At 41.5% G+C, this 14,024-nt stretch carries 9 protein-coding genes and 2 pseudogenes; 9 read left to right on the top strand and 2 right to left on the bottom strand.

Translation table 11 applies throughout. From position 1 onward, the window contains the following. Positions 1-1,033: 1,033 nt before the first annotated feature. A complete protein-coding gene (locus tag AC6ER9_RS03325) occupies positions 1,034-1,723 on the bottom strand; it encodes a YggS family pyridoxal phosphate-dependent enzyme (protein WP_497074980.1) in 690 nt (229 codons plus the stop codon). Between the two features lie 166 nt (positions 1,724-1,889). Between AC6ER9_RS03325 and leuS the strand changes: the two genes are divergently transcribed. Both leuS and lptE read left to right on the top strand, forming a co-directional pair. Continuing rightward, positions 1,890-4,559, top strand: coding sequence for a leucine--tRNA ligase (leuS, locus tag AC6ER9_RS03320; protein WP_497075262.1), 2,670 nt, complete (start codon positions 1,890-1,892; stop codon positions 4,557-4,559). Next, positions 4,546-5,148, top strand: a complete 603-nt coding sequence (gene lptE / locus AC6ER9_RS03315; protein WP_497074979.1) for an LPS assembly lipoprotein LptE — start codon at positions 4,546-4,548, stop codon at positions 5,146-5,148. Before leuS ends, lptE begins: the two co-directional genes overlap by 14 nt. Here lptE and fsa read toward each other — a convergent pair. Beyond that, positions 5,145-5,798 (bottom strand): fructose-6-phosphate aldolase, encoded by a 654-nt coding sequence (gene fsa, locus AC6ER9_RS03310; protein ID WP_497074978.1) that lies wholly within the window; start codon positions 5,796-5,798, stop codon positions 5,145-5,147. The two genes, lptE and fsa, sit on opposite strands and share 4 nt — an antisense overlap. Positions 5,799-7,196: 1,398 nt before the next feature. Between fsa and AC6ER9_RS03305 the strand changes: the two genes are divergently transcribed. The 7 genes and pseudogenes from AC6ER9_RS03305 (at position 7,197) to AC6ER9_RS03275 (ending at position 14,014) form a co-directional block, all read left to right on the top strand. Continuing rightward, positions 7,197-9,392, top strand: coding sequence for a primosomal protein N' (locus AC6ER9_RS03305; protein ID WP_497074977.1), 2,196 nt, complete (start codon positions 7,197-7,199; stop codon positions 9,390-9,392). A 5-nt stretch (positions 9,393-9,397) separates the two neighbouring features. Next, positions 9,398-9,873: pseudogene (locus AC6ER9_RS03300) on the top strand (primosomal protein N'); the annotation flags it as partial. A gap of 20 nt (positions 9,874-9,893) precedes the next feature. After that, positions 9,894-10,163 carry a hypothetical protein gene (locus tag AC6ER9_RS03295; RefSeq protein ID WP_497074976.1) on the top strand — a complete coding sequence of 90 codons (270 nt, stop codon included), beginning with the start codon at positions 9,894-9,896 and terminating at the stop codon, positions 10,161-10,163. 126 nt (positions 10,164-10,289) lie between these two features. Then, a pseudogene (locus AC6ER9_RS03290) lies at positions 10,290-10,580 on the top strand (hypothetical protein); the annotation flags it as partial. Positions 10,581-10,947: 367 nt separating this feature from the next. Beyond that, positions 10,948-11,532, top strand: a complete 585-nt coding sequence (gene atpH, locus AC6ER9_RS03285) for an ATP synthase F1 subunit delta (RefSeq protein ID WP_497074975.1) — start codon at positions 10,948-10,950, stop codon at positions 11,530-11,532. Next, complete coding sequence (gene atpA, locus AC6ER9_RS03280) at positions 11,532-13,067, top strand: F0F1 ATP synthase subunit alpha (RefSeq protein ID WP_497074974.1); 1,536 nt, start codon at positions 11,532-11,534, stop codon at positions 13,065-13,067. The genes atpH and atpA overlap by 1 nt, the downstream gene beginning before the upstream one ends. Before the next feature lie 20 nt (positions 13,068-13,087). Continuing rightward, the gene (locus tag AC6ER9_RS03275; protein ID WP_497074973.1) at positions 13,088-14,014 is read left to right on the top strand and encodes a F0F1 ATP synthase subunit gamma; all 927 of its coding nucleotides are present in this window, start codon (positions 13,088-13,090) and stop codon (positions 14,012-14,014) included. Positions 14,015-14,024 lie beyond the last annotated feature (10 nt).

Genomic DNA, 14,024 nt, shown 5'->3' with positions numbered 1-14,024 from the left:
TTTTCTACATTTTCTCCGGCGCAGGATATCTATCATGCATCGGTTTTATAGGATGTCGTCTTCGAAGCTATTCTTTGCTTGTTTGAGAGTAGGGGCGCATAGAGAAGAGGTTAATAGATGCATTTTTAACGAAAATTATCGCGACAACTGGAATGTTCTTTTATTTGTTTTGCGCTTCTTTTTCATTAATGGGCAACTGATTTTGATCGTTCTTATCAATTTGCCTTTACAAATAGTTTTTTCCTTTTTTCTGGAAAGGTGGTTGAGGGAGGTGCTTTTAAATGAGTCAATGTATTGATTTATAATGATAATATATCGTTATTTATCTTAAGTTAGATCCTTGAATTTCGCAAGATTTTCTCATTTCAAATCTCTTCCATGGTAAATCAATCAAAACCATTTGCTTTCACGTTACAAAGAGGGGAAGCCGTGTGCGGTGTAAAACTGTACAAGGAGGGCATTCATTTTATGAAGTTTTTTCAATGTATTAAGAGCTGTCGCAACATTGTAAGGGAAGTGTGTGATGGTGCTGGCTTACCTCTTCATAAAGCAGAGTCAAGGTACAGAACCACGAGAGCTAACAATATACATTTGAAGTCATTGTACGGGTTGAGAATGTCTTGGTGAGAAGATGAGGAAGAGCAGCTTTTGCTTATTTTGCGTATAGAGTGAAAGAGGAACGGGAGGTTTTTCTGCTAGAGTTGCGCTTTTATTGAACTTGAGGGGAATATTTTTATCATTTCTGTTATTTTTGGTTTGTTCGTAGAGTTTTTAATAGGCCTTTATATGAAGGGAAATTGCTTTACACAGGATGTTTTCTAAAAAAGCAAAGTCAATGTGAAAAAAGTGAAAACCAATAAGATTTCACTGAATATATTCAGTAATAGTTTTTGTCATCCTGTGTGTTGTGCTCATTTTGCTCAGAGTGCAAAGGAAGGAGGAGGTTTTTGTATACAGAGAAAATAATAAGCGAGCATTTTGCTGTTTGTTTGGTTTCGTGCAGTTGAAATGTAGGGTTGTAATGAAAATGCTTTTAAACAGGGCGACTTCCAAATAAGGCTGAACCAATGCGAAGGACGTTAGAGCCAAATTGTAGGGCGGTTTTGAAGTCACTAGACATGCCCATGGAAAGCTTTGGAAGACCGGCTTGTTTTGCCAATTTTGCTAAGAGTGCAAAATAAGGACCGGGGTTTTCGTTGACAGGGGGGATGGCCATAAGACCGATAATATCAAGCCCATAGTTGTTTTGGCATTGGGAAACAAAAGGAATGACTTCTTGTGGGGCAACACCACTTTTTTGCGGCTCTAAGCCGATGTTAACCTGAACATAGCAGGGGAGTGTTCTTTTTTGTTGTTGCATTTCTATGCTTAAAATTTTGGCTATTTTTTCACGATCAACCGTTTGAATGACATCAAAAATTTTAACAGCTTCAGCGGCTTTATTGGATTGTAGAGGACCGATGAGATGAAGTTTAATATTTTCAAACTCTTGACGGAGAGCAGGCCATTTTGTAGCGGTTTCTTGTACACGGTTTTCTGCAAATTGAGTTTGACCGGCCTGCAAAAGGGGACGTATATCAGCAGCAGAAACAGTTTTTGAAACAGCGATAAGTTCAATTTCTTCTACGGGGCGTTGTATTTCTTGGCATATTGCTGCAATATCTTTTTTAAGGTTTTGCCATGCTTCAATGCTAGGGGCTTGGGGGATTATGTGTGTATTCATATTTTTGTACTTTGCCGTTTTTATTCAATTTTTATTCAAGGGTTGGTTGTTTTTATAAAATACTTAGGGAAATATTTCATGAAAATGTTGACGATGAGGTTAATCCATGATCAAGCATAATAAAACAAGTTTTTTGGTTCAGTTTTATTAAAAGAGTATCATGGGAATGACGATTGAAGATTATAAGATAGGCGAACGCTATAATCCACGTGCACGAGAAAAAAAATGGCAAGAAATTTGGGATGAAAAGAAAATTTTTCAGACTATGGGGGAAGATGGTCGTGAAAAATATTATGTTTTAGAAATGTTTCCTTACCCTTCAGGGCGTATTCATATGGGGCATGTGCGCAATTATGCCATGGGAGATGTGGTTGCACGCTACAAACGTGCAAAGGGGTTTAATGTGCTTCATCCTATGGGCTGGGATGCTTTTGGTATGCCGGCTGAAAATGCTGCTTTGCAAAGTAAAGTGCACCCTAAAACTTGGACCTATGACAATATTGCGGTCATGCGTGGGCAATTAAAGCAATTAGGGCTCTCACTGGATTGGACACGTGAATTTGCAACCTGTGATGTGGACTATTATCACCGCCAGCAAATGCTGTTTCTTGATTTCTATCAAAAGGGGTTGGTGGCACGTAAAGTGGCTAAGGTCAATTGGGATCCCGTTGATCATACTGTTTTGGCTAATGAACAGGTTGTTGATGGACGGGGATGGCGTTCTGGGGCGTTGGTTGAACAACGGGAATTAACCCAGTGGTTTTTCAAAATTAGCGACTTTAGTGAAGATTTGCTAGCAGGGCTTGAAGAACTGGATCAATGGCCAGAAAAAGTTCGCACGATGCAAAAAAATTGGATCGGAAAATCCCAAGGTTTGCTGATTCGTTGGGCTTTAAAGGCGGCTGATGACGCTAGGAATGCCGATGATGCCAAGAATGCCGATGATGTTTGTAAGGCATTTGATGAGGTTGTTTGTTATTCAACACGTCCTGATACCCTATTTGGTGCTTCCTTTTTAGCGCTGTCTGTTGATCATCCTATTGCGCAAGCTTTGGCAAAAAAAGACAAGGCATTAGAGGTTTTTATTGAGAGTTGTCGGAGTGGAGCAACAACAACAGCGGCGCTTGAAACCGCTGAAAAACAAGGATTTCTCACTCCTCTTGTGGCGGTTCATCCTTTTGATGTGGCGGTACATATTCCCGTTTATATCGCTAATTTTGTGTTGATGGACTATGGAACGGGGGTTGTGTTTGGTTGTCCTGCTCATGATCAGAGAGATTTCGATTTTGCGCGTAAATATGATCTTCCGATAAAACCGGTGGTTTTGCCAAAAGGAGAGCAAGCAGAAAATTTTGTCATATCTGAAACGCCTTATGTTGGTGATGGGGTGATGATTAACTCCCGCTTTTTGGATGGTTTGACGCCTCAACAAGCCTTTGAAGAAGCTGCCAAAAGGCTTGGAGAGCAAGTGCTTAATGGACAACCGCAAGGGAAAAAGACAGTACAATTTCGTTTGCGTGATTGGGGAATTTCGCGTCAACGTTATTGGGGATGCCCCATTCCGGTGATCCATTGTGCAGCGTGTGGCGTTGTACCTGTACCCCGTGCTGATTTGCCGGTTGTGTTACCGGATGATGTGACTTTTGATCAACCGGGCAATCCTCTTGCGCGGCATGAAAGGTGGCAGAATGTTGCTTGTCCTTCCTGTGGAAAATCTGCCAAACGTGAAACCGATACCATGGATACATTTGTTGACTCTTCTTGGTATTATGCGCGCTTTACCGCTCCTTTTGCTTTAGAACCTGTTGAGAAACAAGCAACTACTGAGTGGTTGCCTGTGCAACAATATATTGGTGGCATTGAACATGCCATTTTGCATCTTCTTTATGCACGCTTTTTTATGCGTGCTATGAAATTGGTTGGTCATGTGAGTGTGGATGAGCCTTTTAAAGGGCTGTTTACCCAAGGAATGGTGGTGCATGAAACCTATCGCGATGATCAAGGGTGGGTTTCTCCAGCAGAGATTTCGATTGTTGAAAAAGATGGAAAACGCAAGGCGTATAAACTAACAGATCAAAGTGAGGTGACGATTGGTTTGATTGAAAAAATGTCCAAATCAAAAAAGAATGTCGTTGATCCAGATGATATTATTGCCTCCTATGGTGCCGATACTGTGCGCTGGTTTGTTTTGTCCGATTCACCGCCTGAGCGAGATGTTATCTGGACAGAATCGGGTGTTGAAGGCGCGCATCGTTTTGTGCAACGTGTTTGGCGACATATCGCTTTGAGTGCTTTTGTGTTAAGGGATGTCACCCCTTGTGCAGGACATCAGGGGGCTGCTTTGGAACTGTCAAAGGTCGCGCATCGAACACTCTGTGCTGTGGAAGATGATTTGGAAAAATTTGCTTTTAATCGGGCTATTGCACGTCTTTATGAACTCTTGAATATTATGGCACCTTTATTAAATAAGGTAGCAGATGTTGAGGATGAAATGAAAGCTGCTTTGCGCCAAGCTGTGGATTTTTTCCTTGCTATGATTGCACCTATCATGCCGCATTTAGCCGAAGAATGTCATGCGGCTTTAGGGAAGAAAACTTTAATGTCTGAACTTGCTTGGCCCATTTATGACCCTGCATTAACTGTTACAGAATGCTATAGTTTGCCGGTGCAGATTAATGGTAAAAAACGCGGTGAGGTGACTGTGGCTGCAACAGCGACTACAGCGATGATTGAAGAAGCGGTTTTGGCACTTGATTTTGTTAAAGCACATTTGGCTGAAAAACCTATGAAAAAAATCATTATTGTTCCACAGAGGATTGTAAATGTCGTACTTTAAAAAATTTTTGCTTGTCAGTATAGCGGGATTGTTAACTTTTTTGTATGGCTGCACAATTGAACCACTTTATCATGAGGTTTCGCAAATTTCGACAAAAATAGGTTATGCGGATTCTGTTTTTGGTAGTTCATCTCCAAAACAAAAACCTTTGAGTCTTTCCGAAAAACTAGCTTCTGTTGTCGTTGCAGAACCTTCAGATCGTTTTGGGCAAATGGTGCGTAATCGTCTGTTGTTTCTTCTTCATGGAAATGGGCGAAAACCTTCTACTCCAGCTTATCAGTTAACATTGAAAACATCTACGTTTACAAGGAACTCTGTACAGATCGAAATTGATCGCGATAAAAAAAGAGAAGGGCGGCCTTCTGTTGGGACTGTGGTGGGGGAAGTTTCCTATGTTTTGCAAGATATGGAAGATGTTCTTATTGCCGAAAGTACTTTAAGCATGAGTGTTTCTTTTGAACGGTTGCGTCAAGAATATGCAACAATACAAGCAGAAGAAGATGCGAGAAAGCGTGTGGCTGAAGAATTAGCTGAAGAGATTTTAATGCTGCTTTCAAAAGATCTTTCTCATAAAGCTCCTAGCCATTAAGCAATATTTTGTCCTGTCTTTTTCCAATCATCAAGGAATATTTGCAATCCTTTATCGGTGAGAGGATGTTTGACGAGGGCTTTTAAGATTGCAGGTGGGACCGTTGCAACGTCAGCACCGCTTAAGGCTGCTTCTTTGACATGATTAACGGTGCGGATTGAAGCGGCTAAAATTTGTGTTTTAAAGTTATAATTATCATAAATCGTGCGAATTTCATGGAGGAGTTCACTGCCATTGATCCCGCAATCGTCGAGTCTTCCGATAAAAGGTGAAACAAATGTTGCACCTGCTTTAGCAGCCAGTAAGGCTTGATTGGCAGAAAAACAAAGGGTGAGATTTGTCTTTAATCCTTCTGCTGTAAGGGCTTTGCAAGCTTTTAATCCATCAAATGTTAGAGGAAGCTTGATGCAAATGTTGTCCGCAATCTTTGCTAAAACAGCAGCTTCTTTCATGATGTTTTCAAATTCTGTTGCTGCAACTTCAGCAGAAACAGGACCGCTCACGAGAGAACAAATTTCTTTTGTTACTTCAAGAATATTGCGTCCTGATTTTAGGATAAGAGAGGGATTGGTGGTCACACCATCAACAAGGCTTAAATTCTGTAATTCTTGGATTTCTTCAATATTGGCGCTATCCACAAAAAATTTCATCTCTTACCTCTTCTCTTTAGCTTTTTTATTCAAAGCTTTTCACGTTTTATTTCGCTTTTGTTATGCGCTATTGTTGACTGCAAAAGCAAGAGCAAGAATGAATATAAAAAACAAGAATGCTCTTGTGTTTATTATATCTCTGCTTTTTTCAAGAAAGATCACGCGTTAATGGCATATCCATTGCATGGCTTTGTTTGTGATAAGCCATAGGATCAGCGTAGGATTCATTGTGTACTGTACCACTATCGTTGTGTATTGGCATCTTGCGTAGCGATATCTTTATACTTATGAAAATAAGCGAATATTCTCAAAACTTGGCTCGTTTTCCATTGATGATTGCTTTTGATATTTGAGAGTGTATCGTAATTATAAGATGCTTCCCTTTTTTACGGGAAATTATGTTTTGCTTCGCCTTTAACATGTAAAAGAATGGCTTGATTGTGTCATCGAATATCATTGAAATAAGCATGTAAAATTTTATGTATGAAGTATTTTCTGTGATCAACATATTGCTTTAGAATGATCAATAATAAATTTAAACTTGAAGTATCATAGTGAGAACAATAAACTTTTTTCATCACGCACTTTGCTTTCTGTTAAAATCATGAAAACTGCTTATTTGCACGTTATGGGGAGCGGGAATGGGGGTAAAAACATTAAGGATTAAAAATCCCTCTTATGAACTGTCTTCATAGTTGCCGCAATATTGGGGGTTGACAAAAGGGTATGATGGTATCGGCTTGCTGCCTATATTGTTGTGTATTTTTCTAAGCTGAAAGATGTATACACAGTTTTTATGTTTGGCACGAAGCTTAAGATGAATATTGCAGCGGTTTTTATAATGGTTCTATTTGCAGTATTATTTTTCCTATCATCAAAAGTATTGAATATTTTTTCATCAATAAAGGTTTGCACATGTTTCTCGATGGATTGGAAATGAAAAAACACTCAATATTGGGGGCGTGTTACCGTAATATAAAATGTCAATTTATCTTTATAAATCAATATATTTAGGATAAATTGAGATATGATAGGTTCAGAAAATAAAAATGTGTATGTTGGGTATGAGGTTACATTATAGGATCGCTAAAGAGCGTGCTGATGATATTCTATTGAATGCTTAATGGCGATGGGCTTTATGCACTGGAGAATGGCGCTGCTTTTTTGTTATAAAGATGATGGTGTATTGATTGTTGGTGTTTTGGTGATGGAATGCGTATTAAACGAGAATTCTTGTGAGAGGCGTGTTGTGGAAAGGGAGAGTGATTTAAATTGCGCAATGAATTTTATAAGAGTGCTTAAAGATTAAGGTGTAGACTAGTTGGTGTTCAAGAGGATCGTAGACAAGATGATCTTAGACAAGGGGGGAATGAATTGGTTAAAGGGGTGAATTCAAACATGATAGAGGAAAAGGTGGTTTCTGTATTGGTTCCTCTTCCTGTTGCGCATGCTTATAGTTATAAAGTTCCGTCTTCTATGGAGGTGGAAATTGGTTCTTTTGTTCGGGTTCCGGTGATGGGGCGTGAGCTTTGCGGTTTTGTTGTGGATGTTGGAGAAGGGGTAAAGGATGGACAACGGGCTACTTTGGTGGCGCGTGAAAAATTACGCTCTCTCTTACATGTTTTTGATTGTCCTCCCTTAAAGGCAGAAATGATTGCATTTTTGCGGTTTGTTAGTCGTTATACAATGACGCCTTTTGGTCTTGTTGCACGATTGGTTTTATCTGTACCGGCTGCTTTAGAGCCGGAAGCGCAGATGTTGGGATTGCGCTATTGTGGGGGAGAGGTGGAACGTCTCACACCAGCGCGGTCACGGGTTTTGGAATTGGTGCGTGGTGAGAAGATATGGACACGTTCTGGTCTTGCGCATGCGGCTGGAACGTCTGTTTCTGTGGTTGAAGGTTTAAAAGCGCTAGGAATTTTTGAAGATGTTAAGATTCCAGCTCCTGATCTTGTGGGTATGCCTGATCCTGATTTTTGTCCTCCTCAGTTGCAGGATGCACAAAACAAAGCAGCAACATTGTTGCGGGAAGGTGTTTTATCTTCTCAATTTCAAGTTTTTTTGCTTGATGGTGTGACGGGTTCTGGAAAGACAGAAGTTTATTTTGAAGCGGTTGCGCAAGCCTTCAAAAGGGGGAGCCAAGTTTTAATTTTATTGCCGGAAATTGCTTTAACACAGCAATTTTTAGATCGTTTTTATGCACGTTTTGGCGCTGCAGCAGCAGAATGGCATTCCGATTTGACACCGCGTCGTAGAGAACGTGTCTGGCGACAAGTTGCAGAAGGGCGGGTTCGTGTTGTTGCGGGGGCTCGTTCAGCACTTTTTCTTCCCTTTCATAAACTTGGTCTGATTGTGGTTGATGAAGAACATGATAGCGCTTATAAACAAGAAGAGCGCATTTTTTATCATGCGCGTGATATGGCTGTTGCTCGTGGCTCTTTTGAGCATTTTCCTGTTATTTTATCTTCAGCAACACCGTCGATTGAAAGCCAAGCCAATGTTTTAAAAGGGCGTTACCAAAAGGTGCATTTACCTTCCCGTTTTAAAGAAGTCGCTCTTCCACAGTTACGGGTCATTGATATGCGCCAAGGAGGGGTGCAAAAGGGGCGCTTTATTTCTTTTACTCTTGAAAGCGCTTTAAAACAAACGCTTGAGAAGGGCGAGCAGGCACTACTTTTTCTTAATCGCCGTGGCTATGCCCCTTTAACCTTATGCCGTGTTTGTGGACATCGTTTTCATTGTAGCGATTGTTCAAGTTGGTTGGTCGAACATCGTGCGCAAGGGCAACTGAAATGTCATCATTGTGGCTATCATCAACCCCTTCCAGAAGCCTGTCCTGAATGTGGAACATTAGACCATCTTGTGGCTTGTGGACCGGGGGTGGAAAGAATTGCAGAAGAAACACAAATGCTTTTTCCACAAGCGCGATCATTGATTCTTTCCACAGATCTTAAAGGTGGGATTGGGCAGTTGCGAAGCGAATTGCAAGCTATTGCCAATGGTGATGTCGATATTATTATTGGAACACAGTTGGTCGCTAAAGGACATCATTTTCCAAAACTCTCTCTGGTGGGGGTTATTGATGCTGATCTTGGTCTTGCTAATGGCGATTTACGGGCAAGTGAACGGACTTTCCAGCTGCTTTCTCAAGTGACCGGAAGAGCAGGACGAGAAGGATTGGAAAGTTTAGGATTATTGCAAACCTATCAACCTGATCATCCGGTCATAAAAGCTCTCCTTTCATGCCAACCAGAAGATTTTTATACGCGTGAGATTGCAGCACGTCAGCATTATCATTTGCCTCCCTATGGGCGTCTTGCCTCTTTGATTGTGTCAGCTCAACAGCGTCAAACCGCAGAACATTATGCACGGGCATTGCGTCAAGCAGCACCACGGGAAAAAAATATCTCGGTTATGGGCCCCGCAGAGGCCCCTCTCGCTTTGGTTCGAGGGCGTTATCGTTTTCGGCTTTTACTACAAGGGCCACGCTCTTTTGATATACAAGGGTTTATTCGTGCCATGCTGAGCAATATCTCAAAAATTCCCAGTTCTGTCCGAGTTCAAATTGATATCGATCCGCAAAGCTTTTTTTAAAAATCAAGTTTCTTTCTCAAGTGACAGGAAGAGTAGGACGGGTGGCATTGGAAAGTTTAGGATTATGGCAAACCTATCAACCCCAAATCTATCAACAGGGGCATCCGGTCATAAAAGCTCTTCTTTTCATGCCAACCAGAAGATTTTTACACGCGTGAGATTGCAGCACGGAAGCATTATTATTTGCTTACCCTTGAGGCGTCTTGCCTCTTTGATTGTGTCTTCTAAGCAGCGTCAAACCGCAGAACATTATGCACGGGCATTGCGTCAAGCAGCACCACGGGAAAAAAATATCTCGGTTATGGGCCCCGCAGAGGCCCCTCTCGCTTTGGTTCGAGGGCGTTATCGTTTTCGGCTTTTACTACAAGGGCCACGCTCTTTTGATATACAAGGGTTTATTCGTGCTATGCTGAGCAATATCTCAAAAATGCCCAGTTCTGTCCGAGTTCAAATTGATATCGATCCGCAAAGCTTTTTTTAAAAATCAAGTTTCTTTCTCAAGTGACCGGAAGAGTAGGACGGGTAGCATTGGAAAGTTTAGGATTATGGCAAACCTATCAACCCCAAATCTATCAACAGGGGCATCCGGTCATAAAAGCTCTTTTTTCATGCCAACCAGAAGATTTTTACACGCGTGAGATTGCAGCACGTCAGCATTATCATTTGCTTACCCTTGAGGTGTCTTGCCTCTTTGATTGTGTTAATATAATAGCATCAATTCGCAATAATTTATTGATTTATAATGATATTTCTTTTTTATGTGTTGAATGAGAGTCCCGAATATCGTAAGATTCTCTCATTTCAAATCTTTCTCATGGTGAATCAATCAAAATCACTTGCTTGCACGTCAAAAGCGGGTGGGCCATGTGGGTGAAAACTGTACAAGAAAGGACGAAAATGGCTTTTCATGAACCGTCTTACAAGCCCAAGGGATGGTCTGCAATATTGAGAGCTTACAAAATGTGTGATGTTGCCGGCTTGTTACTCCATAAGCGTAAAGAGGGGAATGCTCAATTGATTTTATATTATTCTAGGGGGGTATCTATTATACCATTCACGGGTACCGCCCGCGAAATGGGTGTGGTGTGCGCTTTGAGAGATGTTTCTTTAAAATAAGCCCGTAAAACTGCAACTGGGTGGCGTTCTATTTTACGTGAGGGTCGTGACTCCATTAAGGAACGTGAGAAATAAAAGTGTGAGGCAATAAGCAATATCCATTATTTAAAAGAAGAATCGTTGTTGGGGTCGCAAAAGCGTTTGAAGCAAAATTAAAGAGTGTGAATTTTTTTCACAGAATGTCAAAAAGAGACGCAAAAAAAACCGTGGTGCCGGCCTGCAGATCTAAAAAAATCTTTTTCAGAAATATTTTGAATATTTTATTTAAAATTTTTAAAAAGCAGTGATTTGTGGTGTTGCGAGTCAGTTATGTCTATGCTAGAAACCGAATGGTTTTTGTTCTAGGTTTTAAGAAGAAGATTCTTAAGATTGAGAATGTCTGTTTCATTATCATCTGATAACTATCAGAGAGTCGCTCAAGGGAAAGAGGCGGTATTTCGTGTCGGATTCATTTTCTCTCATACCGCTACCGTTGGTAGATCAACGCTATGCGCAAGCGCTTTTTAATTGCGTTCAAGAAGCAGGAAACGTTGAAAAGGTTGAAAAGGCAGTGGAAGATTTTTTGCTTATCTTAGAGCAAAATGAAGATTTAAAGTACTTTGTGCTCAGTCCATTCTTTTCAGTTAAAGAGCAAATCAAGGTGATGCAATCTGTTTGTGAAAACATCAAATTTGCTGATAAAAAAGCAGGGCAGATTGTTGGTGATTTTTTACGTGTTCTTGCAGCAAACCGTAGACTTAATGCCGTATTTGGTATTTTACATGCTTTTCAGCGTTGTGTTGCACGCGCTCGTAAGCAAGTTACGGCACAAATTATTTCTGCTCGCCCACTGAATTCTCAACAAAAACAAGAGTTGTGTGAAACTTTGGAAGGTGTCGTGGGGGGAAAAGTTTTGCTACACATCATTGTAGATCCAACAATTCTTGGTGGATTAATCGTTCGTGTCGGGGCGTTTCAAATTGATACGTCTCTTCTAACAAAATTGTCTTCGCTTAAGCTTGCATTGAAAAAAGAGGTCAGCTGATGGATATTAGACCATCTGAAATTTCAAAAATTCTAAAAGAGCAAATCAAAAACTTTGACCAAAAGACTGAAGTTTCAGAAATTGGTTGGGTCCTCTCTGTGGGGGATGGTATTGCTCGCGTTTATGGTTTGGATAATGTTCAAGCTGGGGAAATGGTTGCTTTTCCAAATGGTGTGCGCGGGATGGCGCTCAATTTGGAAGTTGATAATGTCGGTGTGGTTATTTTTGGATCAGATCGCGAGATCCGTGAAGGGGATTGTGTTAAGCGATTAGGCTCTATTGTGGATGTCCCTGTGGGACCGGCTTTGCTTGGCCGTGTGGTTGATGCCCTTGGAAATCCTATAGATGGGAAAGGTCCTCTTAAGGAAACAGAGCGTCGTCGTGTTGATGTTAAAGCGCCAGGGATTATTCCGCGTCAGTCTGTGCATGAACCTATGTCTACTGGATTGAAAGCCATTGATGCCCTCATCCCCATTGGACGGGGACAGCGTGAATTGGTGATTGGTGACCGCCAAACAGGAAAAACAGCGATTTTGCTCGATACATTTTTAAACCAAAAACCTTTTCATGAAAAAGGAGCGGGACGAGAGCAGGATAAAGTTTATTGTATTTATGTCGCTATCGGTCAAAAACGTTCAACTGTAGCGCAATTCGTTAAAGTCTTGGAAGAGCGTGGAGCGTTGGAATATTCCATTATTGTTGCGGCGACTGCTTCTGATCCAGCGCCATTGCAATTTATTGCACCTCTTGCCGGATGTGCTATGGGTGAATATTTCCGCGATAATGGGCAACACGCTTTGATCGGTTATGATGACTTGTCAAAACAAGCGGTGGCTTATCGTCAAATGTCTCTTTTGCTGCGTCGTCCACCAGGGCGTGAAGCTTATCCGGGAGATGTTTTCTACCTGCATTCGCGTCTTTTAGAACGGGCTGCGAAGTTGAATGCGGAAAATGGATCAGGGTCGTTGACAGCTTTGCCGGTCATTGAAACGCAAGCTAATGATGTTTCGGCTTATATTCCTACAAATGTGATTTCGATTACAGATGGGCAAATTTTCTTGGAAACCAATTTGTTTTATCAGGGTATCCGTCCTGCGGTGAATGTTGGTCTTTCTGTGTCGCGTGTTGGCTCGGCAGCACAAATTAAAGCAATGAAGCAGGTTGCCGGTTCGATTAAAGGTGAATTGGCACAATATCGTGAAATGGCAGCTTTTGCGCAATTTGGCTCTGATTTGGATGCGTCAACACAACGTCTGTTGAATCGTGGAGCACGCTTAACAGAGCTTTTGAAACAGCCACAATTTTCTCCACTCAAAACAGAAGAGCAGGTGGTGGTTATTTTTGCCGGTGTAAATGGCTATCTTGATTCTCTCGCCGTTTCTGATGTTGCGCGGTTTGAGCAAGGGCTTTTGGTGCTTTTGAGGAGTGATTATCAAGATCTCTTAAAGGCAATTGCTGAGCAAAAACAGATAACAGACGAGCTGAAGGATAAGTTGATCACTGTTCTTAACACTTATGCGAAAAATTTTTCGTGATAAATTGATGGAATGCTTGAATGGCCTCACTAAAGGATCTTAGAGACCGTATCGCTTCGGTTAAAGCAACACAGAAAATTACCAAAGCTATGCAGATGGTTGCAGCAGCAAGGTTGTCCCGTGCACAAGAAGCGGCGCAATCAGCGCGCCCTTATGCGAAGAGGATGGCTGATATCTTAACCAGTGTTGCTGCTGATGTGGATGGTGTTGATGCCCCTGCTCTTATGCGTGGTACGGGGCGCGATGATGTCCATCTCTTGGTGGTGTGTACTGCGGAGCGTGGTTTGTGTGGTGCTTTTAATGTGCAGATCGCTCGTCGCGCCCGTGAGCAGATTAAAGCGCTGTTGGCTGCTGGTAAAATTGTGAAAATTATCACTGTAGGTAAGAAGGGTGCGGATATTTTATCGCGCGATTACAAAAGTTTGATGATTGATCATATCGACTTGCATGCTGTAAAGCGAATTGGTTTTGCAGAGGCGGTGATGATTAGTCAACGCATTGTTGATTTGTTCAATGAAGGTGCTTTTGATGTCTGTACGCTGTTTTATTCTGAATTTATTTCTGTGATTAATCAGCGTCCAACAGCTTTTGGTTTAATCCCTATGATTGCTCCAAAAGCAGCTGTTGAGGCAATAGATATTGGAGAGCAAACAGAGACGAGCAAAGGTTCTCAATCAACTGGTTTTGAGACGATTGTTTATGAGTATGAACCTGATGCTGCTTCTCTTTTAGAGACGCTTGTGCCTCGCAATCTTTCAGTGCAAATCTTTCGGGCTTTACTCGAAAATGTTGCAGGTGAAATGGGTGCAAAGATGACAGCTATGGACAATGCATCGCGCAATGCCGGTGAAATGATTAATAAATTGACGGTGGCTTATAATCGTCAACGTCAGGCACAAATTACGACAGAATTAATCGAAATTATTGCGGGCGCTGAAGCGCTGTAAATGGAAAAGG

Source organism: Bartonella sp. SL317 (assembly GCF_059687655.1).
The sequence above is the reverse complement of the archived record's forward strand: the minus strand, read 5'-3'. Positions and strand labels throughout refer to the sequence as shown.

Coding starts and splice junctions, on each gene's coding strand:
- leuS (WP_497075262.1), top strand. CDS start 1,890: ATGACGATTGAAGATTATAAGATAGGCGAACGCTATAATCCACGTGCA.
- lptE (WP_497074979.1), top strand. CDS start 4,546: ATGTCGTACTTTAAAAAATTTTTGCTTGTCAGTATAGCGGGATTGTTA.
- AC6ER9_RS03275 (WP_497074973.1), top strand. CDS start 13,088: ATGGCCTCACTAAAGGATCTTAGAGACCGTATCGCTTCGGTTAAAGCA.
- AC6ER9_RS03325 (WP_497074980.1), bottom strand. CDS start 1,723: ATGAATACACACATAATCCCCCAAGCCCCTAGCATTGAAGCATGGCAA.
- AC6ER9_RS03305 (WP_497074977.1), top strand. CDS start 7,197: ATGATAGAGGAAAAGGTGGTTTCTGTATTGGTTCCTCTTCCTGTTGCG.
- atpA (WP_497074974.1), top strand. CDS start 11,532: ATGGATATTAGACCATCTGAAATTTCAAAAATTCTAAAAGAGCAAATC.
- fsa (WP_497074978.1), bottom strand. CDS start 5,798: ATGAAATTTTTTGTGGATAGCGCCAATATTGAAGAAATCCAAGAATTA.